We start from the raw sequence: 21,790 nt of genomic DNA on the forward strand, positions 1-21,790 counted from the left end.
AGCGGCTCAGGCTCCGCCGCCGCCCCGGTCCTCCGGCGGACCACCGCCGGCGTCCTCGGGCCGCTGCTCGACCTCGGCACCGCCCCGGTCCGGGGCCTCTCCCCGGTTCGCGGTCTCTCCCCGGTTCGCGGTCTCGCCCCGGGGCGAGACCCGTTCCCCGGCCCCGTGGCCGAGGAAGCCCCGCAGCAGCGCGGCGGTGCCCTCCAGGTGGGCGAGGGCCGCGGCCCGGGCGGCGGTCTCGTCGCCGGTGAGGATCGCGTCGGCGATCTGCCGGTGCTGGCGGTCGGAGTGCTCCAGGTTGACCGGCAGCACCGGGATGCGGTCCAGCAGGTCGCTCGCCCGCGAGCGGACCTCCGCGACCGCCCGGACCAGGCTGGGGCAGCCGCCGAGCTCGGCCACGGCGATGTGGAAGCGCGCGTCGGCCGGGCGGTAGTCCTCCGGGGCGCTCTCCTCGACCTGGCGGAGGCAGGCCCGCAGGTGGCCGCGCGCGGCGGCGCTCAGCGCTGCCCGGGCGGCGAGCTCGGCCGCGGCGGGCTCCACCACGGCGCGGAAGACGATCACGTCCTCGACCTCCGCGGGGTCCACGCGGGGGAGGTCCTCGTCCGGCAGGGCGGTCCGCCCGGTGACGAAGGTCCCCCCGTACCGGCCGCGCACCACCTCCAGCACGCCCGCCGTCTGGAGCTCCCGCAGGGCCTCCCGCAGCGTGGCGCGCGAGATGCCCAGCAGGGCGGCCGTCTCCCGCTCCGGCGGCAGCCGCTCGCCCCGGCGGAACAGGCCGAGCCGGATCGAGTCCAGGATCCGCTCGACGGCCTCCTCGAAGGCGTTGCCCTGCCGGACGGGCCGGATCAGCGGGTGCTGGACGGGGTCGCTCACGGTCGTGCACCTCCTCGCGCTCGGTCCTGCGCCCATCGTGCCACGGCCGCACCGGCCCGGCCGGTGGCCCCCGGCGGTGGGCGGTCACCGCGCGCAGGGTCTTGACGGCCCCCGGGCCACCCCACAGACTGTCAGCACTGACGCCATATGTCTGTTTTCAGACCTTTGCGGAATCCGGAGGGATCGTCCCATGCCCGACTCCCCAGCACAGCCGACGCGCACCGACGAGTACTTCCAGCACCGCCAGCTCCGGTCCGGGGCGGCGGGCTGGGTCCTGCTGGCGGGCCTGGGCATCGCCTACGTCATCTCCGGGGACTTCTCCGGCTGGAACATCGGACTGTCCCAGGGCGGGTGGGGCGGGCTGCTGATCGCCTTCGTGCTCATGGGCCTGATGTACACCTGCATGGTCTTCGGCCTCGCCGAGCTCTCCTCCACGCTGCCCACGGCGGGCGCCGGCTACGGCTTCGCCCGCCGCGCCCTCGGCCCGCTGGGCGGGTTCGCCACCGGGATGGCCGTGCTCATCGAGTACGCCGTGGCCCCGGCGGCGATCGCGACCTTCATCGGCGGCTACATCGAGGCCCTCGGCCTGTTCGGGATCACCAACTCCTGGCCCGTCTACCTGGTCACCTACCTCGTGTTCATGGGCATCCACATGTACGGGGTCGGCGAGGCGCTCAAGCTGATGTTCGGCATCACGGTGATCGCGGTCCTCGCGCTGGGGGTGACCGTCGTCGCGCTCGTACCGCACTTCGACGCCGCGAACCTCTTCGACATCGTCCCGAACGACGCCGCGGGGGCGAGCGCGTTCCTGCCCATGGGCTGGGGTGGGGCGATGGCGGCGCTCGTCTACGGCATCTGGTTCTTCCTGGCGATCGAGGGCGTGCCGCTGGCCGCCGAGGAGACCGCCGACCCCCGCCGGGACATGCCGCGCGGGATCATCGTGGCCATGGCCTTCCTGCTGGTCTCCGGGGCGCTGATGCTCGTCCTGGTGCCCGGGGCCGCGGGCTCGGAGGCGATGAGCACCTCGGACAACCCGCTGCCGGAGGCCATCCGCACGGTCGCCGGGCAGGACAGCGTGATGGCGAGCATCGTCAACTACGCCGGCCTCGCCGGGCTGGTGGCGAGCTTCTTCTCCATCATGTTCGCCTACTCCCGGCAGCTGTTCGCCCTCTCCCGGGCCGGCTACCTGCCCCGCTGGCTCTCGCTGACCGGCAAGCGCAAGACCCCCTGGGTGGCGCTCATCGTGCCGGGCACCATCGGCTTCGTGCTCGCCGCCGCGACCGGCGACGGCGGGCTGCTCATCAACATCGCGGTGTTCGGCGCCACCGTCTCCTACGTGCTGCTCAACCTCTCCCACATCGTGCTGCGGCTGCGGGAGCCCGACCTCCCGCGCGGCTACCGCACCCCGGGCGGCACGGTCACCACCGGCATCGCCCTGGTGCTGGCTCTCGTGGCGGTGGTCGCCACCTTCCTGGTCGACGTGGTCGCGGCCTCCATCACCGCCCTCGTCTTCGTGGTCTTCCTCGCCTACTACTGGTTCTACAGCCGGCACCGCCTCGTGGGCCACGCCCCCGAGGAGGAGTTCGCGCAGATCCGCACCGCCGAGGCCGACCTGCACTGACCACCCGGGCGCGGCACGCGGCGCACCCTCCCACCACTCCAGCGACGAAGGACCGGACCCATGACCGAGACGCCCCAGCACCCCCGCAACGCCAGGATGCTCACCGTCGAGCAGCTGCGCCGGCACGTCGCCGACGGGCTGGTGGACACCGTGGTGCTCGCCTTCACCGACATGCAGGGCCGGCTGCAGGGCAAGCTCAACCACGCGCAGTTCTTCCTGGACTCCGTGCTGGGCGAGGGCGCCGAGGGCTGCAACTACCTGCTCGCCGTGGACACGGAGATGAACACCGTGGGCGGCTACTCGATCAGCAGCTGGTCCTCCGGCTACGGGGACATGGAGTTCGACATGGACCTGGACACCATCCGGCTGATGCCCCACAACCCGGGGCAGGTCATGATCCAGTGCGACCTCACCGGCCACGACGGCCGGCCGATCCCCATGTCCCCGCGGGCCATGCTGCGCCGCCAGCTCGACCGCGCCCGGGACCTGGGCTTCCGGATGGTCACCGGCACCGAGCTGGAGTTCTGCGTGTACAACACCAGCTACGAGGACGCGTGGGCGTCCAACTACCAGCGGCTGACGCCGGCCAACCAGTACAACGTGGACTACTCGGTGCTCGGCTCCCAGCGCGTCGAGCCACTGCTGCGGGAGATCCGCAACGCGATGTACGCGGCCGGCATGACGGTGGAGTCGGCCAAGGGCGAGTGCAACCTCGGCCAGCACGAGATCGCCTTCCGCTACGACGACGGGTTGGTCACCGCGGACAACCACGTGGTCTACAAGCTCGCGTCGAAGCAGATCGCCCACCAGCAGGGGAAGTCGATCACCTTCATGGCCAAGCCCAACGAGCGCGAGGGCAGCTCCTGCCACATCCACATGTCCCTGCGCGGCACCGACGGAGAACTCGTCTTCTGGGACGAGGAACGCGGTGCGCGCAGCGCGACCTACGACCGGTTCATCGCCGGGGTGCTGCGCACCATGCGGGAGTTCGCGCTGTTCTACGCCCCCACCATCAACTCCTACAAGCGCTTCGCCAAGGGCAGCTTCGCCCCCACCGCGGTGGCCTGGGGCATCGACAACCGCTCCTGCGCCGTGCGCCTCGTCGGCAGCGGCGCGAGCGCCCGGATGGAGAACCGGGTGCCCGGCGGGGACGTCAACCCCTACCTGGCGCTGGCCGCGATGCTGGCCTCCGGGCTGCACGGCATCGAGCAGGAGCTCGAGCTGGAGCCGATGACCGAGGGCAACGCCTACGAGTCCGACGCCCCGGTGGTGCCCTCGACCATGCGCGAGGCCCGGGACCTGCTGGCCGGCTCGGGGCTCGCCCGCGAGCTGTTCGGCGAGGACGTCGTCGAGCACTACGTGCACTACGCGGACGTGGAGCTGGACGCCTTCGAGTCCGCCGTCACCGACTGGGAGCTGCGCCGTGGCTTCGAGCGCCTCTGAGCCGTTCCGCGCCGGGTACCGCCCCCGGATCGCCCTGACCACCTACTACCAGGAGGGCTCGTGGGGGGTCTGGAACTCGGTGGCCGCGATCGTCCCGGGCGCCTACGTGGAGGCCGTCTCCGCCGCCGGCGGCACGCCCCTGCTGCTGCCCCCGGTCGGCACGGACGCGGGGGTGCTGGAGCTCGTGGACGGGCTGATCGTGATCGGCGGCGTCGACGTGGACCCGCGGTTCTACGGCGCCGAGCGGCACGAGCTGACCTCCTCGCAGCCCTCCCGGGACGAGCACGACCTCGCCCTGACCCGGGCCGCGCTCGAGCGCGGGCTGCCGCTGTTCGCCATCTGCCGAGGCGCCCAGATCCTCAACGTCGCCCTGGGCGGCACGCTGATCCAGCACCTGCCGGACGTCAACGAGAACGCGGTCCGGTACCAGCCCGAGCCCGGCCGCTACGGGCGGGTCGCCTTCCGCACCGAGCCCGGCAGCCGCTGCCGGGAGCTGCTGGGCGTGACGGCGGAGTCCCCCTGCTACCACCACCAGGCCCTGGACGAGGTGGCGGAGGGGCTGGTCGTCACCGCCCGCGCCGAGGACGGGACGATCGAGGCCGTCGAGACCACCGCCGGGGGCTGGGCCCTCGGCGTCCAGTTCCACCCGGAGGAGAACCGGAAGGACCCCCGCCTGTTCGAGGGCTTCGTCGCGGTGGCCCACGACCACGCCCGCGGGCGCACCCGCTCCGGCGGCCCCGCCGGGGCCCTGCACCGAGAGGACACCTGCACCCCATGACCAGCACACAGATCATCGACCCCGCCACCGAGGAGGTCGTCGGCACCGTCGCGCTGACCTCCCTCGAGGAGACGGACGCGGCCATCGACCGGGCGCACCGGGCCTTCCGGACCTGGCGGGCCGTGGACCCGGGCGACCGCGCGCGGCTGCTGCGCCGCTTCGCCGACGCGGTCGACGCCGACCGCGAGCACCTCGCGGCCCTGGAGGTGCGCAACGCGGGGCACACCATCGGCAACGCCCGGTGGGAGGCCGGCAACGTCCGGGACGTGCTGGCCTACTACGCCGGCGCCCCGGAGCGGCTCTCGGGCCGCCAGATCCCGGTGCCCGGCGGGGTCAACCTCACCTTCCACGAACCGCTCGGCGTCGTGGGCGTGATCGTGCCCTGGAACTTCCCCATGCCCATCGCCGGGTGGGGCTTCGCCCCGGCGCTGGCCGCCGGCAACACGGTGGTGCTCAAGCCGGCCGAGCTCACCCCGCTGACCGCCGTCCGGCTCGGGGAGCTCGCGCTCGAGGCCGGGCTCCCGGAGGGGGTGCTCACGGTGCTGCCCGGCAAGGGCTCGGTGGTGGGGGAGCGGTTCGTGACCCACCCCGCCGTCCGGAAGGTCGTCTTCACCGGCTCCACGGAGGTCGGCCGGAGGATCATGGCCGGGTGCGCCGACCAGGTCAAGCGCCTGACCCTGGAGCTGGGCGGGAAGAACTCCAACATCGTGTTCGCCGACGCCGACCTCGAGCAGGCCGCCGCGACCGCTCCCGCCGGGGCTCTCGACAACGCGGGCCAGGACTGCTGCGCGCGCTCGCGCGTGCTCGTCCAGCGCTCCGTGCTGGACCGCTTCCTGGAGCTGCTCGAACCGGCCGTGCGGGACTTCACCTGCGGGGACCCGTGGGCCGAGGACACGCAGATGGGGCCGCTGGTCTCCGCCGCCCACCGGGACGCGGTGGCCGCGTACCTCGACGACGACGCGCCGGTCGCCTTCCGGGGGAGCGCCCCGGACGGGCCCGGCTGGTGGTTCCCACCGACCGTGCTCACCCCCTCGCCCGACTCCCGGGTGTTCCGGGAGGAGATCTTCGGCCCGGTGATCGCCGTGGTGCCCTTCGAGGACGAGGCGGACGCGGTCCGGATCGCCAACGACACGGAGTACGGGCTGTCCGGGTCGATCTGGACGTGCGACGTCGGACGGGCGCTGCGGGTCTCCCGCGCCGTCGAGGCGGGCAACCTCTCGGTCAACTCGCACGCCTCGGTGCGCTACTGGACCCCCTTCGGCGGGTTCAAGCAGTCCGGCTTCGGCCGGGAGCTGGGCCCGGACGCCCCGCAGGCGTTCACCGAGACCAAGAACGTCTTCCTCGCCACCACGCCGTGACGGCCGGCCCGTCCGGCTCCCCCGCCCCCACCACCGAAGGAGAACCCATGGAGGTCAACGCCCGCCGCCTCGTCGGCCGCAGCGCCGTCATCACCGGAGGCGCCAGCGGCATCGGTCTCGCCGCGGCCCGCCGTCTGGCCGCGGAGGGCGCCCGCGTCGTCGTCGCGGACCTGAACGCGGCAGCCGGGGAGGCGGCCGCGGCCGCGGTCGGGGGCCTGTTCGTGCGCACCGACGTGACGCAGGAGGACGACGTGGTCGCGCTCTACGCGGCGACGCACGAGGCCTACGGGTCCGTGGACATCGCCTTCAACAACGCCGGGATCAACCCGACGGACGACGGGTCGGTCCTCGACACCGGCCTCGACGCGTGGCGCAGGGTGCAGGAGGTCAACCTCACGAGCGTGTTCCACTGCTGCAAGCACGCCCTGCCCTACATGCGGGAGCAGGGCCGCGGCTCGATCGTCAACACCGCGTCCTTCGTGGCGGTCATGGGGGCGGCGACCTCCCAGATCTCCTACAGCGCCTCCAAGGGCGGGGTGCTGTCGATGAGCCGGGAGCTGGGCGTGCAGTTCGCCCGGGAGGGCATCCGGGTCAACGCCCTGTGCCCCGGGCCGGTCAACACCCCCCTGCTACAGGAGCTGTTCGCCGCGGACCCCGAGCAGGCCCAGCGCCGGCTGGTGCACGTCCCGGCGGGGCGCTTTGCGGAGCCGGAGGAGATCGCCGCCGCGGTGGCGTTCCTGGCCAGCGACGACGCCTCCTTCGTCAACGCCACCACGTTCCTGGTGGACGGAGGGATCGCCGGGGCCTACGTCACCCCGGTCTGAGCCCGCCCGCGCCGCCCCGCGCCGCCCCGCCGCCACGCGAATGACCCCGGGATCCCCGGCTGACCAGGACTTCCCGTGGTCAGCCGGGGATCGCGTGGTCAGTGGCCGGCGCCGACCGTCTGCTCGCGCAGGGCCGCCACGAACCCGTCGACGTCCTGCTCCGTGGTGTCCCACGAGCACATCAGCCGGACCTCCCCGGTGGCCGCGTTCCACACGTAGAACGGCCAGCGCTCCTGCAGCCGTGCGGTGGCCCCCGGAGGAAGCAGCGCGAACACCGCGTTCGCGTCGGGCAGCTGCGTCACCGTGACCCCGGGGACGGCGGCGAGGCCGGCGGCCAGCCGCTGCGCCATGGCGTTCGCCCGGCCGGCGGCGGTGAGCCAGAGGTCCCCGGCGTGCAGCGCCAGGAGCTGGGCGGAGACGAAGCGCATCTTCGAGGCCAGCTGGGTCGAGAGCTTGCGCACGAAGCGGGGCTGGCGCACGGCCTCGGGGGTGAGCACGACGACGGCCTCCGCCCCCATCAGACCGTTCTTGGTCCCGCCCCACGAGACCACGTCCACCCCCACGTCCGTGGTCAGCGCCCGCAGCGGCAGGTCGAGCGCCGCGGCCGCGTTGGCCAGGCGGGCGCCGTCGAGGTGGACGGTCAGGCCCAGCCCGTGCGCGTGCTCGCACACCGCGCGCAGCTGCTCGGGGGTGTAGACCGTGCCGAGCTCCGTCGACTGGGTCACCGTGACCACGCGCGGCTGGGCGTGGTGCTCGAAGCCGAAGCCGTGGGCCTCCCTGTCGACCAGCTCCGGGGTGAGCTTGCCGTCGGGCGTGGGGACCGGGAGCATCTTCACGCCGGCGACCTTCTCCGGCGCCCCGCACTCGTCGACGTGCGCGTGGGCCGTGGACGTGCAGATCACCGCGTCCCAGCGGTCCGTCATCGCCGAGAGCGCGACGACGTTGGCTCCGGTCCCATTGAACACCGGGAAGCACTCCGCCTGCTCCCCGAAGTGGTGCCGGACCACGTCCTGGAGGGCCTCCGTGTACGGATCGGCGCCGTAGGCACCGACGTGGCCTCCGTTGACGGTCGCCAGCGCCTGGAGCACCTCGGGGTGGACCCCGGCGTAGTTGTCGCTGGCGAATCCCTTGCGGGCGGGGTCGTGCAGGCGGGTCAGGGCGGTCTCGATCACGGTGGGCCTTTCCGGTGGGTCGACGGCGTGGTGGGCCGATTCCGCACTCTACTCGCGCCGTCCGGGTGCGGCGCCGAGGTCGCGGGCAGGCCGGTGCCCCGGGGCGAGGTGCTCAGGACCCCGCCCCGGGGCGCCGCAGCCCGTGGCTACCGCCGCGTCGCGCGCCGGCGGTCCCAGCGGTGCACCGCCGCACCGCCGATCAGGGCGAGCAGCGCCGCCCCGAGGGTGTGGCCCGGGAGCCCGGCCGCCGTGGTCGCCGCCGCAGGAGCCGCTGCGGAGACCGTCACCGCGCTGCACGTCTGTGCCGCAGTTCCGGCGGCAGGCCCCGCCGGGCGTGCGGAGGCCGCCACATCGGTGCTGGTGCTGGTGCTGGTGCTGGTGCCGGCGCTGGTGCTGGTGCCGGTGGTGGAGGAGCTGGCGGCGACACCGGTCTCGGCCCCGTCACCGGGCGCCGCGGGCGTCAGGCAGTCGTGCACCTGACCGGACCCCGTGGCCGGAACCGCGCTGTTGCCCCGCGTCGACTGCGCCTCGGCCTGGATCTGAGCCTCGAGGGCGACGATGCGGCCCGCGCCGGAGGCCACCGGAGCGGTGGGCCCGCTGACGAGTCCGGCGGGGACGGGGTCGCCGTCGGCCGTGGCCGGGGTGTCTTCGGGAGCCCCGCTCGCGCTGCCGACCTCGGCCCCGACCTCGGCCCCGGTGTCGGTGCCGGTGTCGGTGCCGGTGTGAGCAGGGTTCCCCGCGGACTCCTCACCGCCGTCGGTGCTGCCCGGGGTGCCGGGGCCGGCGGGAACGGCCTCGTCCACCGGGGCCGTGCCCGCGTCCGGAACCGTTCCTCCGGAGTTGTTCTGGCTGGTGCCGGTGGTGGGGTCGCCGATGAGGGTGATGGGGTTGCCCTCGACGGTGACGGGGGCGGTGATCACGGGGGTGATCTGGTTGCCGCCGGCGAGGCTGTCCTGACCGGTGGTGGTGGTGGCCGGGGTGGTGCCGTCACCGCCGGTGCCGGAGCTGTTCTGGCTGGTGCCGGTGGTGGGGTCGCCGATGAGGGTGATGGGGTTGCCCTCGACGGTGACGGGGGCGGTGATCACGGGGGTGATCTGGTTGCCGCCGGCGAGGCTGTCCTGGCCGGTGGTGGTGGCCGGGGTGGTGCCGTCACCGCCGGTGCCGGTGCCGGTGTTGGTGCTGGTGCCGGTGGTGGGGTCGCCGATGAGGGTGATGGCATTGCCCTCGGCGCTGACGGGGGCGGTGATCACGGGGGTGATCTGGTTGCCGCCGGCGAGGCTGTCCTGGCCGGTGGTCTGGGCGGCCGGGGCCGTGCCCGGGGTGGCTGGGGCACTGCCAGTTCCGGTGCCGGTGGCGGTGGTGGGGTCGCCGATGAGAGTGATGGGGTTGCCCTCGACGGTGACGGGGGCGGTGACCACGGGAATGATCTGGTTGCCCGCGAGCAGGCCGTCCTGGCCCGAGGTCTCGGCCGCGGATGCCTCCGACGAGCCGATGGCGGCGATGCCGGCGGCGAGGACGAGGCCGTACAGGCCGCGACGAATGTCCTGATGCATGACTGTTCTCCTGATGTGATGACGGGTGACCGCAGAACGGCCGGAAAGGGCTGCGTCTGCCCGGGAACGGGCAGGACAGGCCTCATCAATCAGGTGTGGAACCGGGGTCGAACGCCGGGGGCGCCGGGAGATCCTCCGCGGCACCGCGCGGCAGCTCGGTGCCGTCGGCCGTCGACCGAGCCGTCAGGTCCAGGACGAGGACCTCCCCGGGCATGCCGGGCCAGGCGCCGGACCCGGCGTCGCCGAACGGTGACCCGGTGCCGCCGGTGCCGCCGGTGCCGGACGACGAGGAGCTCGTGCCGGTCGTGCCGACCCCCTGAGCACCCGCGTGGACACCGGCGTCGACCGGAGCCGGGGCCGCCGCCACGGCACCGCCGCCGCTCTGGGCAACGGCCGGTCCGCGGAGGAGATCAGCGGGGGAGGCAATACCCGTCCGCGGGAGGGTCGCCGCTGCCGGGGTCACCGTCGCCCCGCGCGGGCGCTCGGCGCCCGGGGCAGGCCCGGCGAGCGCAGCACGCTCGGCGAGTGCGCCCGGCGTGCGGTCTGCAGGAGCAGGAACGGCGCCGTCGAGGGCCGGACTCTCCGGCAGGCCGTCCTGCGACGGGCCGGGGACCGCAGGCGCCGGGGCCCCCGGCGCCTCGGCCGGCGACCCGGCGTCGGGCGGAGCCGTCTGCGGGGCGGACGGAACGGGCGTGACGCCCGGGGCAGGGACGAGGGGTGGAAGACCGGGCACGGCGACCGGGTCCTGCCCGACGACGGGGGCCCGGACGAGCACGTCGTCCACGGTCCCGGTGACGGGCCGGGCCACCGCGCCCACCGTGCCGGTGAGGCCCTCGACCAGCCCGGTGGTCTCCCGGGTGGCGGTGCCCAGGGTGCCCTGCGGCACGATCCCGCCGACCACGGGCACCGCGGCGACAGTGCGGTCCGCCGCGTCGGCGACCGGGACGGCGAGTTCCTCGACCGCCCCCGTCAGGCTGCCGACGGTGCCGGTGACCTCCTCGAGGAGCAGGCCGGTGCGGAGCTCGACCGGTGGCACGGGTGCGGGGGCCTGCGGGTCCGCGGGGGGTGCCGGCTGCAGGACGTCGCGGACCGTGCCGCCGAGGTGGTGGCCGAGCCCGCTGACGGGGCCCTCCGCGGCGCTCGCCCCGGTCGCTCCGAGCAGGAGCCAGCCGAGGGCGGTCAGTGCGGAGAGGAGCGCCAGGCGCAGGGCGGCGGCACGGGAGCGCCGCGTCGACGACGTCACGGTGGCACCTCCTCGTTCGCATCCTGACGAGTCCGGCCCGCTGGGGGGTGCTCCCAGGGTAGGACCGCACGGCGCGCAATTCAATGAATTTGTCTGTAAAAGGGCGGCAGGCGCGGACCTGTCGCCGGTAGTGTCGGGGCATGCGCATCGTCCGGGCCGCCGCGGCGGTGGTCGTCGGCGCGGACGGCCGGCTGCTGCTGATCCGCCGGGGCACGGACCCCCAGCGCGGGCGCTGGAGCGTGCCGGGCGGCCGGGTGGAGCCCGGCGAGACGGTGGCCGAGGCCGCCGTCCGGGAGGCCTTCGAGGAGACCGGTGCCCGGGTGCGCGCCGGGCGCGAGCTCGGGATGGTGCGCGTCCCCGGCGGGCCGGACGTGGTGTACGAGGTGCACGACGTCGCGGCCACCTACCTCGGCGGGACGCTGCGCCCCGGTGACGACGCCGACGAGGTCCGGTGGGTCGCCCCGGCGGAGCTCTCTGCGCTGCCCACCACCGACGGGCTGCTCGAGCACCTCGCGCGCTTCGGGATCCCGGTGCGCTGACCCCGCCCTCCCGGCCCCGGCGCCCGCGTGCTTGGATAGGCGCATGGGACGGACACAGGGCTTCTACGTCGACACGGTGCAGCGCACCAGCTCGGCGGACCGGGACGCGGTGTGGGCGGTGGTCGAGGGCCTCGGCGGGGAGCGCGGCTGGTACAGCACCGACCGCCTCTGGGCGGCCCGCGCCACCGCCAACCGCCTGGGCCTGCCGCCCGGGCGGCTGCGCCACCGCGAGGACCCGGACCGGCTGGCGCCCGGACAGCGCCTGGACTGGTGGACGGTCGAGGCCCTCGAGCCGTCACGGCGGCTGCGGCTGCGCGCCCTCGTGCGGATGCCCGGGGAGGCCTGGCTGGACATCTTCCTGGAACCCCGAGCGGACGGTGGCTGCCTCTACCGCCAGACCACGGTCTTCCGGCCCGCGGGCGCCGCCGGCCGCGCCTACTGGTACGCCATGCTCGCCCCGCACAAGGCGGTCATGGGCCGGCTCGCCTCGGACATCCTGGAGCACGCGAGCGGCTAGGTGCCGTGCGGTCAGGGACTGCGCGGCCTCTTCCGCAGCGACTCTTCCGCCGGCGGTCCTGCGGCCGTAGCGTGGTCTCACCGGCCACCGTGACGCCCGGTGGATGCGGCCGGTGGCCGAGGGAGTGCCTCGGCACCGCTGCCGGGCGGAGCTCCCAGGAGAGTGCCGCCATGTCCGCCGACGCCCCGTCCGTTCCCGACTCCCGCGCGCTGGCCGACGAGGCCGTCGCCCTGGTCCGCGAGTGGCTCACCCGCGCCGCCGACGGCCGGAAGCACCGGGACGGTGCCGCCGACCGCCTCGCCACCGTCCTGCAGGACCCCCACGGGCTCGAGTTCACCGTGGGCTTCGTCGACAGGGTGGTGCGCACCGAGGACGTCCGCGCGGCGGCCCGGGCCCTGCGCTCGGTCGCGGAGATCGTCCCGCGCACCATGCCGGCCGCGGACCGCGCCCAGATCCGGGCCGGGGCCGCCATGGCGTCCGCGGCCCCGCAGGTCGTCGTCCCCGCCGCGCGCGCCCGGCTGCGCCGGCTCGTGGGCCACATGATCGTCGACGCCCGGCCCAAGCCGTTCGGGCAGGCCGTGCGGAGGCTGACCGCCCAGGGGCACCGGCTCAACATCAACCTGCTGGGCGAAGAGGTCCTCGGCCGGGAGGAGGCGGACAAGCACCTCGCCGACGCCGCCGCGCTGCTGGAGCGCGACGACGTCGACTACGTGTCCCTCAAGGTCTCCTCGGTGGTGCCGCAGCTGTCCCACTGGGGCTTCGAGGGCACCGTGGCGGCGGTGATCGAGCGGCTGCTGCCCGTCTACCGGGCAGCGGCCCAGGCCCCGGCCGGGAGCAAGTTCATCAACCTCGACATGGAGGTCTACTCCGACCTGCACCTGACCACCGAGGTGTTCACCCGGCTGCTCGAGCATCCGGAGCTGCGCGGGCTCGAGGCAGGGATCGTGGTCCAGGCCTACCTGCCGGACGCGCTCGCGGTGGTCCGGCGGCTCTCCGCCTGGTCCGCCGAGCGGGTCGCGGCCGGCGGAGCCGGGATCAAGGTGCGTCTGGTCAAGGGCGCGAACCTGCCCATGGAACGGGTGGACGCCGAGCTGCACGGCTGGCCCCTGGCCACGTGGGGCACCAAGCAGGACACCGACACCAACTACAAGCGGGTCCTGGACTGGGTCTTCCGTCCCGAGCGGATGACGGGGCTGCGGCTCGGCGTGGCCGGGCACAACCTCTTCGACATCGCCTTCGCCCACCTGCTCGCGCAGCGCCGCGGCGTGACGGAGCGGATCGAGTTCGAGATGCTCCAGGGCATGGCGGTGGAACAGGCGCGGGCGGTCAGCGCGGACGTCGGCGAGCTGCTGCTCTACGTGCCCGCCGTGCGTCCCGCCGAGTTCGACGTCGCGGTGTCCTACCTCGTGCGCCGGCTCGAGGAGAACGCCTCGCACGAGAACTTCATGTCGGGGATCTTCGACCTGGCCCCGGACAACGAGGTCTTCGCCCGGGAGGAGCGCCGCTTCCGCGCGGCGCTCGAGGCCCTGGACCCGCGGCAGGACACCGACCCGGTGCCCGCCCGCGCCCAGGACCGCAGCGCCCCCGGCGCCGGCTCGGAGCACCTGCCCCTGGACGAGGCCTTCCGCAACGAGCCCGACACCGACGTCGCGCTCCCGGCGAACCAGGCGTGGGCCGAGGGCATCGCCGCCCGGATCACCGACCGCCGCTGGTACGAGGAGCTGCCCGTGCCCGAACCGGTGGACGCGGCCGACGTGGAGCGGCTCGTGGCCACCGGCCGGGCCGCGGCCGAGGACTGGCACGGCCGCGGCGCCCGAGAGCGCGCGGAGATCCTCAACCGGGCCGCCGACGTGCTGGCCGCCCGCCGCGGCCACCTGCTCGCCGTGGCCGGCGCGGAGGCGGGCAAGACCCTGGGGCAGTCCGACCCGGAGGTCTCCGAGGCGGTCGACTTCTGCCGCTGGTACGCCCGCCGGGCCCTCGAGCTCGAGACCGTCGACGGCGCCCGGTTCGTCCCCGACCGGCTGGTGCTGGTCACCCCGCCGTGGAACTTCCCGCTGGCCATCCCCACCGGCTCCACCGTGGCGGCCCTGGCCGCCGGGGCCGCGGTGCTGCACAAGCCCGCCCCCGAGGTGCGCCGCTGCTCGACCGCCGTGGTGGAGGCCCTGTGGGAGGCCGGGGTGCCGCGGGACGTGCTCCAGCTCGTGGACTCCGTGGAGGGGGAGGTCGGTCAGGCGCTCGTCTCCCACCCCGGGGTGGACCGGATCGTCCTCACGGGCGCCTACGAGACGGCCCGGCTGTTCGGCTCCTGGCGCCCGGGCCGCCCCCTCACCGCCGAGACCTCCGGCAAGAACGCCATGGTGATCACCCCCAGCGCCGACCGGGACCGGGCGGTGTGGGACCTCGTCACCAGCGCCTTCGGCCACGCCGGGCAGAAGTGCTCGGCGGCCTCCCTCGGGATCCTCGTGGGCAGCGTGGCGGGCTCCCCGCGGTTCCGCCGCCAGCTGCTCGACGCCGCGTCCTCGATGGTGGTGGACTGGCCGCAGAACCTGCAGGCGACCGTCGGCCCGACCATCGACGAGCCGGGCGGGAAGCTGCGCCGGGCCCTGACCCGGCTCGACCCGGGGGAGGAGTGGCTGCTCGAACCCCGGCAGCTCGACGACACCGGCCGGCTGTGGCGGCCCGGCATCAAGACCGGGGTGGCCCCGGGCTCCTTCTACCACCGCACCGAGTGCTTCGGCCCGGTCCTGGGGCTGATGGAGGCCTCCGACCTGCACGAGGCGCTCGAGCTGCAGAACGCCGTGGACTACGGCCTCACCGCCGGGCTGCACTCCCTGGACCCCGAGGAGATCAGCACGTGGGTGGACCTGGTCCAGGCGGGCAATCTCTACGTCAACCGCGGCATCACGGGCGCCGTCGTCCAGCGCCAGCCCTTCGGCGGCTGGAAGAGGTCCTCGGTGGGGCTGGGCGCCAAGGCCGGCGGACCCAACTACCTCGTCCAGCTCGGCTCCTGGCAGAAGGCCCCCTTCGCGGAGGTCCCGGCCGGGCAGAGCGGCACCGGGGCGCGCCCCGCCGCGCCGATCGCCCGCCACCTCGAGGCCCTGCGCCCCCTGGTCCCGGAGGCCGACGCGGCCTGGCTCACCGCCTGCGCCGAGCAGGACCAGGCCTGGTGGGAGCGGGAGTTCGGCCGCGTCCACGACGCCACCGGCCTGGCGTGCGAGGCGAACCTGTTCCGCTACCGCCCCCGCGACGTCGTGGTGCGCGCCGCGGAGGACGCCCCGCTGACCGACGTGATCCGGGTGGGGCTGGCCGCCGTGCGCTCCTGCTCCCGCGCGGTCCTCGTCCCGGCGGCCGAGGTGCCGGGGGAGGTGCGCGAGCTGTTCCGCTCCGTGCTGGACCCGTGCGGGGACGAGGCCTTCGCCCGGGTGGCCGCGGACTGGTCGGACCCCAGCGGGTCCGGCCGGATCCGGGTGGTGGGGACCGCGCACGGGCTGGCCGAGGCGCTCGCGGAGCGGCCCGAGATCGACGTGCTCGCGGATCCGGTGGTCGGCGCCTCCCGCGTGGAGATGCTCCCGATGCTCGCCGAGCAGGCCGTCGCCGTCACGATGCACCGCTTCGGCAACCCCTCGGCGGACGCCGAGACGGTGGTGCACCGGCTGGTGACGGCCTCCCAGCCGGCGGAGGCCCCCGCGCAACCCGCGGACATCTGAGCGTCAGCCCTGGTGGGGGCCGGGATCCGGTGCCAGCATGAGCCCATGCGCGCATCCCTGAGGTACCTCGCACTGGGTCTGGCCGGAGCGCTCGGCGTCTCCGGCACCGTGCTCGGCGGCTCCGCGGCCGTCGCGCAGGAGGATCGGCAGCGCGGGGGGCCGGGCTCGCCCGTCACCGCGGAGCTGCCCAAGGTCCCCACCATGACCGGCGGCGGCGGGGCGGTCTCCTCGGTGGACCCCCTGGCGAGCCAGGTGGGCATCGACGTCCTCGAGCGCGGCGGCAACGCCGCGGACGCCGCCGTGGCCGCCGCCGCCACCCTGGGCGTCACCGAACCGTACTCCGCGGGCATCGGCGGCGGCGGCTTCTTCGTGCACTACGACGCCGCGACCGGCGAGGTCCGCACGGTCGACGGGCGCGAGACCGCCCCGGCCACCTACACCGAGGACGAGTTCCTGGGCGAGGACGGCCGGCCGCTGGACTTCGACACCGTGGTCAGCTCCGGGGCGTCCGTGGGCGTGCCGGGGACGCTGGCCACCTGGGAGACCGCCGCCGAGGAGTTCGGCACGATGGACCTGCGCCGGCTGCTGCGCCCCGCCGAGCGGATCGCCGCCCGCGGCTTCACGGTGGACGAGAACTTCCGGGAGCAGACCGCGGAGAACGCCGAGCGCTTCCGGAAGTTCCCCGCGACGGCCGAGCTCTTCCTGCGCGACGGCGAGGCCCCGGCGGTCGGGGACGTGTTCCGCAACCCGGACCTGGCCCGGACCTACCGCACCATCCGGCAGGAGGGCACCGGCGCCTTCTACGACGGGTCGATCGCGGCGGCGATCGTGGACGAGAGCCGCGAGCCCACCACCGCCGAGGGCGTGACCGTCCTGCCCGGGGAGCTGACCCGCGAGGACCTCGGCTCCTACGAGGCCCTGCTCAAGGACCCGGTCTCCACCGAGTACCGCGGCCTGGAGGTCTACGGCATGGGCCTGCCCAGCTCCGGGGGGATCACGGTGGCCGAGACCCTCAACCTGCTGGAGGCCTACGACGAGCGGACCGGCACCGCCCTCGCGGACGTCCCCGAGGCCCAGTACCTGCACCGCTTCTCGGAGGCCACGGCCACCGCCTTCGCCGACCGCAACCGGTGGATCGGGGACGTCGAGGGCGTGCCCGTGGAGGAGCTGACGAGCCAGGAGTTCGCCGACGAGCGCGCCTGCCTCTTCGACGAGGGGGCCGCCCAGCCCCGGCCCGTCGCCTTCGGGGAGCCCGACGGGGACTACGCCGCGTGCGGGACGGGGCAGGCCCGCCAGCCCGAGCCCGCCGGCGGGGTCTCGACCACCCACCTCAACGTGGCCGACCGCTGGGGCAACGTGGTCTCCTACACCCTCACCATCGAGCAGACCGGCGGCTCCGGGATCACGGTCCCGGGACACGGGTTCCTGCTCAACAACGAGCTCACCGACTTCAACTTCGCGCCCCTGACCGAGGGCGTGCCCGATCCGAACCTTCCGGGGCCGGGCAAGCGGCCCCGCTCGTCGATGAGCCCCACGATCGTGCTCCGGGACGGGGAGCCGTGGATGTCGGCCGGCACCCCCGGCGGGGCCACGATCATCACCACCGTGGCGCAGATCCTCACCGGGCACGTCGACCGGGACCTCGCCCTCGTCGACGCCGTGGCCGCTCCGCGGCTGAGCTCCCGCAACGGGACCGAGGGCGCCGACCTGGGCCTCGCCGGCTCACCCACCGGCGCGCAGCTGCGCGAGCTCGGCCACGAGCTGGAGGACGTGCGCTGGATCGGCAACGCCTCGGCGATCCGCGTCCTCGGGGACGGGCGCTTCGTCGCGGCGGCCGAGACCGAGCGCGGCTACGGCGGATCGGCCATGGTGGTGGACCCCGAGCCGTGAGCTGCGGGCCCCGTGCGCTGTGCGCGCGGGGCCCGGGCCGGGCGGGGGCGTCGTCCGCGCACGCGCCCGCGGCCTAGGCTGGGCCGGGAGCCGCGACCGCCGCGCCCGCCCGACCCAGGAGCAGCACGTGTTCAGCCATCCCGCCCCCGAGCCCGTCGAGCCCACCGGTCCCTCCGCAGCAGCCCCCGGGGAGCCCGCCCTCGACCGGCGGTGGCGCGCCGCCACCGCCGGGTGGCGTCCGTCCTCGATCCGCTCCGCCGGCGCCGAGCGCGTCTGGGCCTGGGTGCGCCACGCCTGGGAGGCCCTCGTGGCCCCTCCGGCCGGGGGCGACGACGACGGGCCGGTGGCCGGCGCCGGCGCTCCGGGCCGCTCCGGCACGGGGTCCGGACACCGGGTGGACGACCTCCTGACGGTGGCCGCGCTGCTGGCCCTCCAGGAGCGGTTCCTGGCCGTGGCCGCCGGCGAGCCGGTGCCGACCGAGGTGCCCGACCCCCGCCTGGAGGGCGCCGCCCTGGACGAGGACGAGGCTCTGGCGGTGGTGCGCCGGACGTGGGAGATCGACCCGGCGGACGCCGGCACGGACGGCTTCGCGGCGGAGCTCTCCGGATTCCTGCAGGACCACCTGGACGAGCTCGCCGAGGAGGTGCGCGAGCAGCTGGTGGACCGGCGCGGGCCGACGCAGCTGTTCGCGGAGCTGTGGAGCCTCGAGCACGAGGACGAGCTGGAACCGGCCGACGAGCAGGACGCCGCGCCGCCGTTCCCGCTCTCCACGGACGACATCGCCTGGATCGTCAGCGGCGTCCCGGGCCCCGAGAAGCACACCGCCTGGGAGTGGCTCACCCGCTGACCGGGCCCGCCGGCCCAGTCAGCGGGCCGGGACGCGCCGGCCGGGACAGCACCGGAATAGAACGGTCCGGCCACGACTTTCATGGATGCATCCACAAAATCACGACCAGGAGCACCGCCATGACCCTCCAGCTCGGCCTCAACACCTTCGGCGACCTCTATCCCGGCCCGGACGGGCAGATGCTCAGCGGTGCCCAGGTCATCCGCAACGTCGTCGCCGAGGCCGCGCTGGCCGACCGGGTGGGCCTGGACTTCTTCGGCATCGGCGAGCACCACCGGGAGGACTTCGCGGTCTCCTCGCCCGAGACGGTCCTGGCGGGCATCGCCACGGTGACCGAGCGGATCCGCCTGGGCTCGGCCGTGACCGTGCTCAGCTCCGACGACCCGGTGCGCGTCTACCAGCGCTTCGCCACCGTGGACGCCCTCTCCTCCGGCCGCGCCGAGGTCATCCTCGGCCGCGGGTCCTTCACCGAGTCCTTCCCGCTCTTCGGCTATCCGCTCGACCAGTACGAGGCCCTGTTCGAGGAGAAGCTGCAGCTGTTCGACCGGCTGCGCACCGAGGGCGTCATCGACTGGGAGGGCCGGCTGCGCGCGCCCGTCCGGGGGCTGGAGGTCCACCCCAAGACCGAGTCCGGGTCGCTGCCGACGTGGATCGCCGTGGGGGGCTCGCCGCAGTCGGTGGTGCGCGCCGCCCACTACGGGCTGCCCGTGATCTTCGCGATCATCGGTGGAAGCCCCGCCGCCTTCGCGCCCTTCGCGGACTACTACCGCCAGGCCCTCGAGCACTTCGGCAAGGAGGCGCAGCCGGTGGCCTTCCACTCCCCGGGCTACGTGGCGGAGACCGACGAGCAGGCCCGCGAGGAGTTCTTCCCGCACCAGGCCTACACGCACGCCCGGATCGGCCGGGAGCGCGGCTGGGGTCCGCTGACCCGCGCGGAGTTCGACGCGATGTGCGGCCCGGAGGGCGCCTACTTCGTGGGCTCCCCCGAGACCGTGGCCCGCAAGATCGTGCGCTCCTCGGCGGCGCTGGGTGCTGCACGCTTCGACCTCAAGTACGCCGTGGGCACCCTGGACCACGCCCGGATGACGCGCAGCATCGAGCTGTTCGGCACCGAGGTGCGCCGCTACGTCGAGGACATGACCGCCGATCTGCCGGCGGGCCTTCCAGACTGAGCTTCCCCGGGCCGGGACCCGGCGGCCCGGCCGTCCCCGCCGGTCGGGCACGGGACGGTCAGAGCCGGACGGTGACGGCGTCGTGGGGCAGGGTCGTCAGCACGGTGGTCCCCACTCCCGGCCGGGACCGGATCGAGAGCTCGGCCCCCGCGGCGTCGGCGATGTCCCGCATGATGCGCAGCCCGAGATGGCCCTCCGGCGACGAGCGGGAGTCGTCGAAGCCGGTGCCGTCGTCGCTGATGGTCATCACGGTCGCCCCGTGCTCCACACCGAGGTGCACGGTGACCGTGGACGCGTGGGCGTGCTTGGAGATGTTCGCAAGGGCCTCCCGCGCCACCTTCAGGAACATGCCCTCCTGCTCCGGGGTGAGGAACACGGCGGGATCGATCTGCACACTGGTGTCGACGCCCCGCTGGGCGAGCGGCTCCGCCAGGTTCGTCATGGCCTTCGGCAGGCCCAGGGTCAGCAGGTCCGGCGAGTAGAGGGCGGTCGTGATCCCGCGCAGCGTGCGCAGGCTGCCCTGCAGGATCGAGCGGGTCCGGCCGAGCATGCCGCGCTGCTCGGGGGCGGCCTGCATCTCCTGGGCCTCCAGGGCGTAGGACAGGCCCGCCAGGTCCTGGATCACGTCGTCGTGCAGGTCCCGGGCGACCCGGACCCGCTCCAGCTCGGCCGCGTCCACGGCGTGCTGGAGCAGCCGGGCCCGGGTTGCCCGCTGGTCCTGGATCCGCCGGGCCAGGCCGATCGCAGGACCGAGCTGGGCGAGCTGGAACAGCACCAGGGTCAGCAGCAGCGCGGGGGCCATGCTCAGGAGCACCGACCGCTCCTCCTCTCGCACGATCGCGTCGTCGTAGTAGGCCTCGAAGACCAGCTGCTCGCCGCTGGCGGGGACGAAGCCGACATAGACCTCGACCAGCTGGCCGGCGCGGGACTCATGGGTGTTCTCCGAGCCCTCCTGGTGCTCGATGGTGGCGACCCCCTCGCCCCGGGCGACCAGGTCCGCGTCCCAGGGCGGGGGCCCGAAGTTCTGACCGACCAGAGAGCGCTCGTCGGAGTAGAGGATCGTGCCGTCCTCGTCCCAGATCTTGATGCGGTGAATGGTGCCGTCCTGGAGCCAGGGCTGCAGGCGCTTGTCCAGCTGAGCCGCGTCGGCGGTTCCGCCGGACAGGAGGTCGTCGGTGATCAGAGGCGCGACGGCGTAGCTGGTGAGCCTCTGGGTGGTGCGCAGGACGTGGTCCACGGCGTGCTCCTCGGCGACGGACCGGATCCACCAGGCCGCCGGCAGGGCGGTCACGAGCAGCACCACCAGCCCGGCCAGCAGGAACCGCGCGATCGCCCCCCGGACCTCCGAGTGCCGGGACAGGGACTCCGGGGCGGTGACCGGCCAGGACGGGAACAGGGTCTCGACCTCCGGGGCGGTGCGGCCCCCGCGGGGCAGGGTGCGTCTCATCGGCCGTCCCCCAGCAGTCCCAGCCTGGACGCCTCGGCGACCGCCTCGAGCTGGGAGTGCGCGCCCAGCTTGGCGAGGATGGCCTTCACGTACCCGCGGCAGGTGTTCGGCGTGATGCTCAGCAGCTTCGCGTTCTGGCCCACGCTGCGCCCCTGGGCCATGAGCCGCAGCACCTCCATCTCCCGCTGGGTCAGTGCGGGCACGTGCGCGGTGTGGTCGGGGCGGCGGCAGGCGTGGGCCGCGGTGAGCAGCGACGGGTGCACGATCATGGTGCCGACGCGCGCACTGCGGATGGTCTGCAGCAGCGTGGCGAGGGAGCCGTCCTTGGGGAGGAAAGCGCAGATGCCCGTGCCGGCGGCGGTCTCCATGAGGTGCTGGGACGGATCGCCGGTCAGCATGACGATCCGTGTCGCCGGTGCCTCGGCGAGGATCCGGGCCGAGGCCGTCACGCCGTTGCCGCCGGAGAGGTGGTAGTCCATGACCACGACGTCGGGCCGCAGCGCGGCGCACAGGCGGACGCTCGACTCGACGTCGCCGGCCACGCCGACGCTGTGCAGATCCGGCTCCTGGCTCAGCGCGCCGGTCAGCAGCTCCGCGAACGTGGTGTGGTCGTCGACCACCAGTATCGAGGTGCGCGTGACGCACCCCTCTTCGCTTCCAGCGTCCATCGCGGACCAGCCCCCCGGCAACCCGTGCATTACGTACGGGTAGTATGCCGATCGCAAATCCCTGCCGCCAGCTGGGCACCTGTCCTCATTTCGGCGCTTGACAAGGGGGCATGCTCTCCGGGGCGATCCCCCGGCGCA

Annotated in this window: 17 protein-coding genes; 11 read left to right on the forward strand and 6 right to left on the reverse strand. The window is 74.3% G+C overall.

Going from position 1 to position 21,790, the window contains the following annotated elements; translation table 11 throughout:
* Nucleotides 1–6: 6 nt before the first annotated feature.
* Nucleotides 7–873, reverse strand: a complete 867-nt coding sequence (locus tag GMA12_RS08625; protein ID WP_370830892.1) for a FadR/GntR family transcriptional regulator — start codon at nucleotides 871–873, stop codon at nucleotides 7–9.
* Nucleotides 874–1,063: 190 nt separating this feature from the next.
* Here GMA12_RS08625 and eat point away from each other — a divergent pair, with 190 nt between their 5' ends.
* From eat to GMA12_RS08650, 5 genes are read left to right on the forward strand one after another with little or no spacing between them, the layout of a single operon-like run.
* Entirely contained in the window at nucleotides 1,064–2,494 is a 1,431-nt protein-coding gene (eat, locus tag GMA12_RS08630; protein WP_156269117.1) for an ethanolamine permease, read from the forward strand.
* A gap of 60 nt (nucleotides 2,495–2,554) precedes the next feature.
* Nucleotides 2,555–3,937 carry a glutamine synthetase family protein gene (locus GMA12_RS08635; RefSeq protein WP_156269118.1) on the forward strand — a complete coding sequence of 461 codons (1,383 nt, stop codon included), beginning with the start codon at nucleotides 2,555–2,557 and terminating at the stop codon, nucleotides 3,935–3,937.
* Entirely contained in the window at nucleotides 3,918–4,715 is a 798-nt protein-coding gene (locus GMA12_RS08640; protein WP_162459656.1) for a gamma-glutamyl-gamma-aminobutyrate hydrolase family protein, read from the forward strand. The genes GMA12_RS08635 and GMA12_RS08640 overlap by 20 nt, the downstream gene beginning before the upstream one ends.
* A complete protein-coding gene (locus tag GMA12_RS08645; protein ID WP_156269119.1) occupies nucleotides 4,712–6,073 on the forward strand; it encodes an aldehyde dehydrogenase family protein in 1,362 nt (453 codons plus the stop codon). The genes GMA12_RS08640 and GMA12_RS08645 overlap by 4 nt, the downstream gene beginning before the upstream one ends.
* A gap of 47 nt (nucleotides 6,074–6,120) precedes the next feature.
* The gene (locus GMA12_RS08650) at nucleotides 6,121–6,897 is read left to right on the forward strand and encodes a 3-oxoacyl-ACP reductase (RefSeq protein ID WP_156269120.1); all 777 of its coding nucleotides are present in this window, start codon (nucleotides 6,121–6,123) and stop codon (nucleotides 6,895–6,897) included.
* Nucleotides 6,898–6,995: 98 nt separating this feature from the next.
* Here GMA12_RS08650 and GMA12_RS08655 read toward each other — a convergent pair whose 3' ends face one another.
* The 3 genes from GMA12_RS08655 to GMA12_RS08665 form a co-directional block, all read right to left on the reverse strand.
* Nucleotides 6,996–8,069, reverse strand: a complete 1,074-nt coding sequence (locus tag GMA12_RS08655) for a threonine aldolase family protein (protein ID WP_162459657.1) — start codon at nucleotides 8,067–8,069, stop codon at nucleotides 6,996–6,998.
* 146 nt (nucleotides 8,070–8,215) lie between these two features.
* Nucleotides 8,216–9,622, reverse strand: a complete 1,407-nt coding sequence (locus GMA12_RS08660; RefSeq protein WP_156269121.1) for a hypothetical protein — start codon at nucleotides 9,620–9,622, stop codon at nucleotides 8,216–8,218.
* Between the two features lie 85 nt (nucleotides 9,623–9,707).
* On the reverse strand, nucleotides 9,708–10,865 hold the full coding sequence (locus GMA12_RS08665; RefSeq protein WP_156269122.1) for a hypothetical protein: 1,158 nt from the start codon (nucleotides 10,863–10,865) through the stop codon (nucleotides 9,708–9,710).
* A 140-nt stretch (nucleotides 10,866–11,005) separates the two neighbouring features.
* On the opposite strand from GMA12_RS08665, the gene GMA12_RS08670 reads away from it, so the two are divergent.
* From GMA12_RS08670 to GMA12_RS08695, 6 genes are all read left to right on the forward strand, one after another.
* Entirely contained in the window at nucleotides 11,006–11,404 is a 399-nt protein-coding gene (locus GMA12_RS08670; RefSeq protein WP_156269123.1) for an NUDIX hydrolase, read from the forward strand.
* A gap of 43 nt (nucleotides 11,405–11,447) precedes the next feature.
* A complete protein-coding gene (locus GMA12_RS08675; RefSeq protein ID WP_156269124.1) occupies nucleotides 11,448–11,921 on the forward strand; it encodes a DUF2867 domain-containing protein in 474 nt (157 codons plus the stop codon).
* Between the two features lie 170 nt (nucleotides 11,922–12,091).
* On the forward strand, nucleotides 12,092–15,628 hold the full coding sequence (locus GMA12_RS08680; RefSeq protein ID WP_156269125.1) for a proline dehydrogenase family protein: 3,537 nt from the start codon (nucleotides 12,092–12,094) through the stop codon (nucleotides 15,626–15,628).
* A 45-nt stretch (nucleotides 15,629–15,673) separates the two neighbouring features.
* The gene (gene ggt / locus GMA12_RS08685; protein ID WP_156269126.1) at nucleotides 15,674–17,518 is read left to right on the forward strand and encodes a gamma-glutamyltransferase; all 1,845 of its coding nucleotides are present in this window, start codon (nucleotides 15,674–15,676) and stop codon (nucleotides 17,516–17,518) included.
* Nucleotides 17,519–17,645: 127 nt separating this feature from the next.
* Nucleotides 17,646–18,365 carry a hypothetical protein gene (locus GMA12_RS08690; RefSeq protein WP_156269127.1) on the forward strand — a complete coding sequence of 240 codons (720 nt, stop codon included), beginning with the start codon at nucleotides 17,646–17,648 and terminating at the stop codon, nucleotides 18,363–18,365.
* 119 nt (nucleotides 18,366–18,484) lie between these two features.
* Nucleotides 18,485–19,537 carry an LLM class flavin-dependent oxidoreductase gene (locus GMA12_RS08695; RefSeq protein WP_156269128.1) on the forward strand — a complete coding sequence of 351 codons (1,053 nt, stop codon included), beginning with the start codon at nucleotides 18,485–18,487 and terminating at the stop codon, nucleotides 19,535–19,537.
* A 58-nt stretch (nucleotides 19,538–19,595) separates the two neighbouring features.
* Here GMA12_RS08695 and GMA12_RS08700 read toward each other — a convergent pair whose 3' ends face one another.
* Together GMA12_RS08700 and GMA12_RS18435 are read right to left on the reverse strand one after the other, a co-directional pair.
* Complete coding sequence (locus GMA12_RS08700; protein WP_156269129.1) at nucleotides 19,596–20,984, reverse strand: sensor histidine kinase; 1,389 nt, start codon at nucleotides 20,982–20,984, stop codon at nucleotides 19,596–19,598.
* A complete protein-coding gene (locus GMA12_RS18435) occupies nucleotides 20,981–21,652 on the reverse strand; it encodes a response regulator transcription factor (RefSeq protein ID WP_170301038.1) in 672 nt (223 codons plus the stop codon). The genes GMA12_RS08700 and GMA12_RS18435 overlap by 4 nt, the downstream gene beginning before the upstream one ends.
* Nucleotides 21,653–21,790: the final 138 nt, after the last annotated feature.

It is taken from the genome of Kocuria sediminis (assembly GCF_009735315.1).
Lineage (GTDB): Bacteria > Actinomycetota > Actinomycetes > Actinomycetales > Micrococcaceae > Kocuria > Kocuria turfanensis.

Bases quoted from the DNA above. Each gene is read 5' to 3' on its own strand.
- GMA12_RS08680 (WP_156269125.1), top strand. From the start codon at position 12,092: ATGTCCGCCGACGCCCCGTCCGTTCCCGACTCCCGCGCGCTGGCCGAC.
- GMA12_RS08670 (WP_156269123.1), top strand. From the start codon at position 11,006: ATGCGCATCGTCCGGGCCGCCGCGGCGGTGGTCGTCGGCGCGGACGGC.
- GMA12_RS08635 (WP_156269118.1), top strand. From the start codon at position 2,555: ATGACCGAGACGCCCCAGCACCCCCGCAACGCCAGGATGCTCACCGTC.
- GMA12_RS08700 (WP_156269129.1), bottom strand. From the start codon at position 20,984: ATGAGACGCACCCTGCCCCGCGGGGGCCGCACCGCCCCGGAGGTCGAG.
- ggt (WP_156269126.1), top strand. From the start codon at position 15,674: ATGCGCGCATCCCTGAGGTACCTCGCACTGGGTCTGGCCGGAGCGCTC.
- GMA12_RS08645 (WP_156269119.1), top strand. From the start codon at position 4,712: ATGACCAGCACACAGATCATCGACCCCGCCACCGAGGAGGTCGTCGGC.
- GMA12_RS08695 (WP_156269128.1), top strand. From the start codon at position 18,485: ATGACCCTCCAGCTCGGCCTCAACACCTTCGGCGACCTCTATCCCGGC.
- GMA12_RS08675 (WP_156269124.1), top strand. From the start codon at position 11,448: ATGGGACGGACACAGGGCTTCTACGTCGACACGGTGCAGCGCACCAGC.
- eat (WP_156269117.1), top strand. From the start codon at position 1,064: ATGCCCGACTCCCCAGCACAGCCGACGCGCACCGACGAGTACTTCCAG.
- GMA12_RS08660 (WP_156269121.1), bottom strand. From the start codon at position 9,622: ATGCATCAGGACATTCGTCGCGGCCTGTACGGCCTCGTCCTCGCCGCC.
- GMA12_RS08650 (WP_156269120.1), top strand. From the start codon at position 6,121: ATGGAGGTCAACGCCCGCCGCCTCGTCGGCCGCAGCGCCGTCATCACC.
- GMA12_RS18435 (WP_170301038.1), bottom strand. From the start codon at position 21,652: ATGGACGCTGGAAGCGAAGAGGGGTGCGTCACGCGCACCTCGATACTG.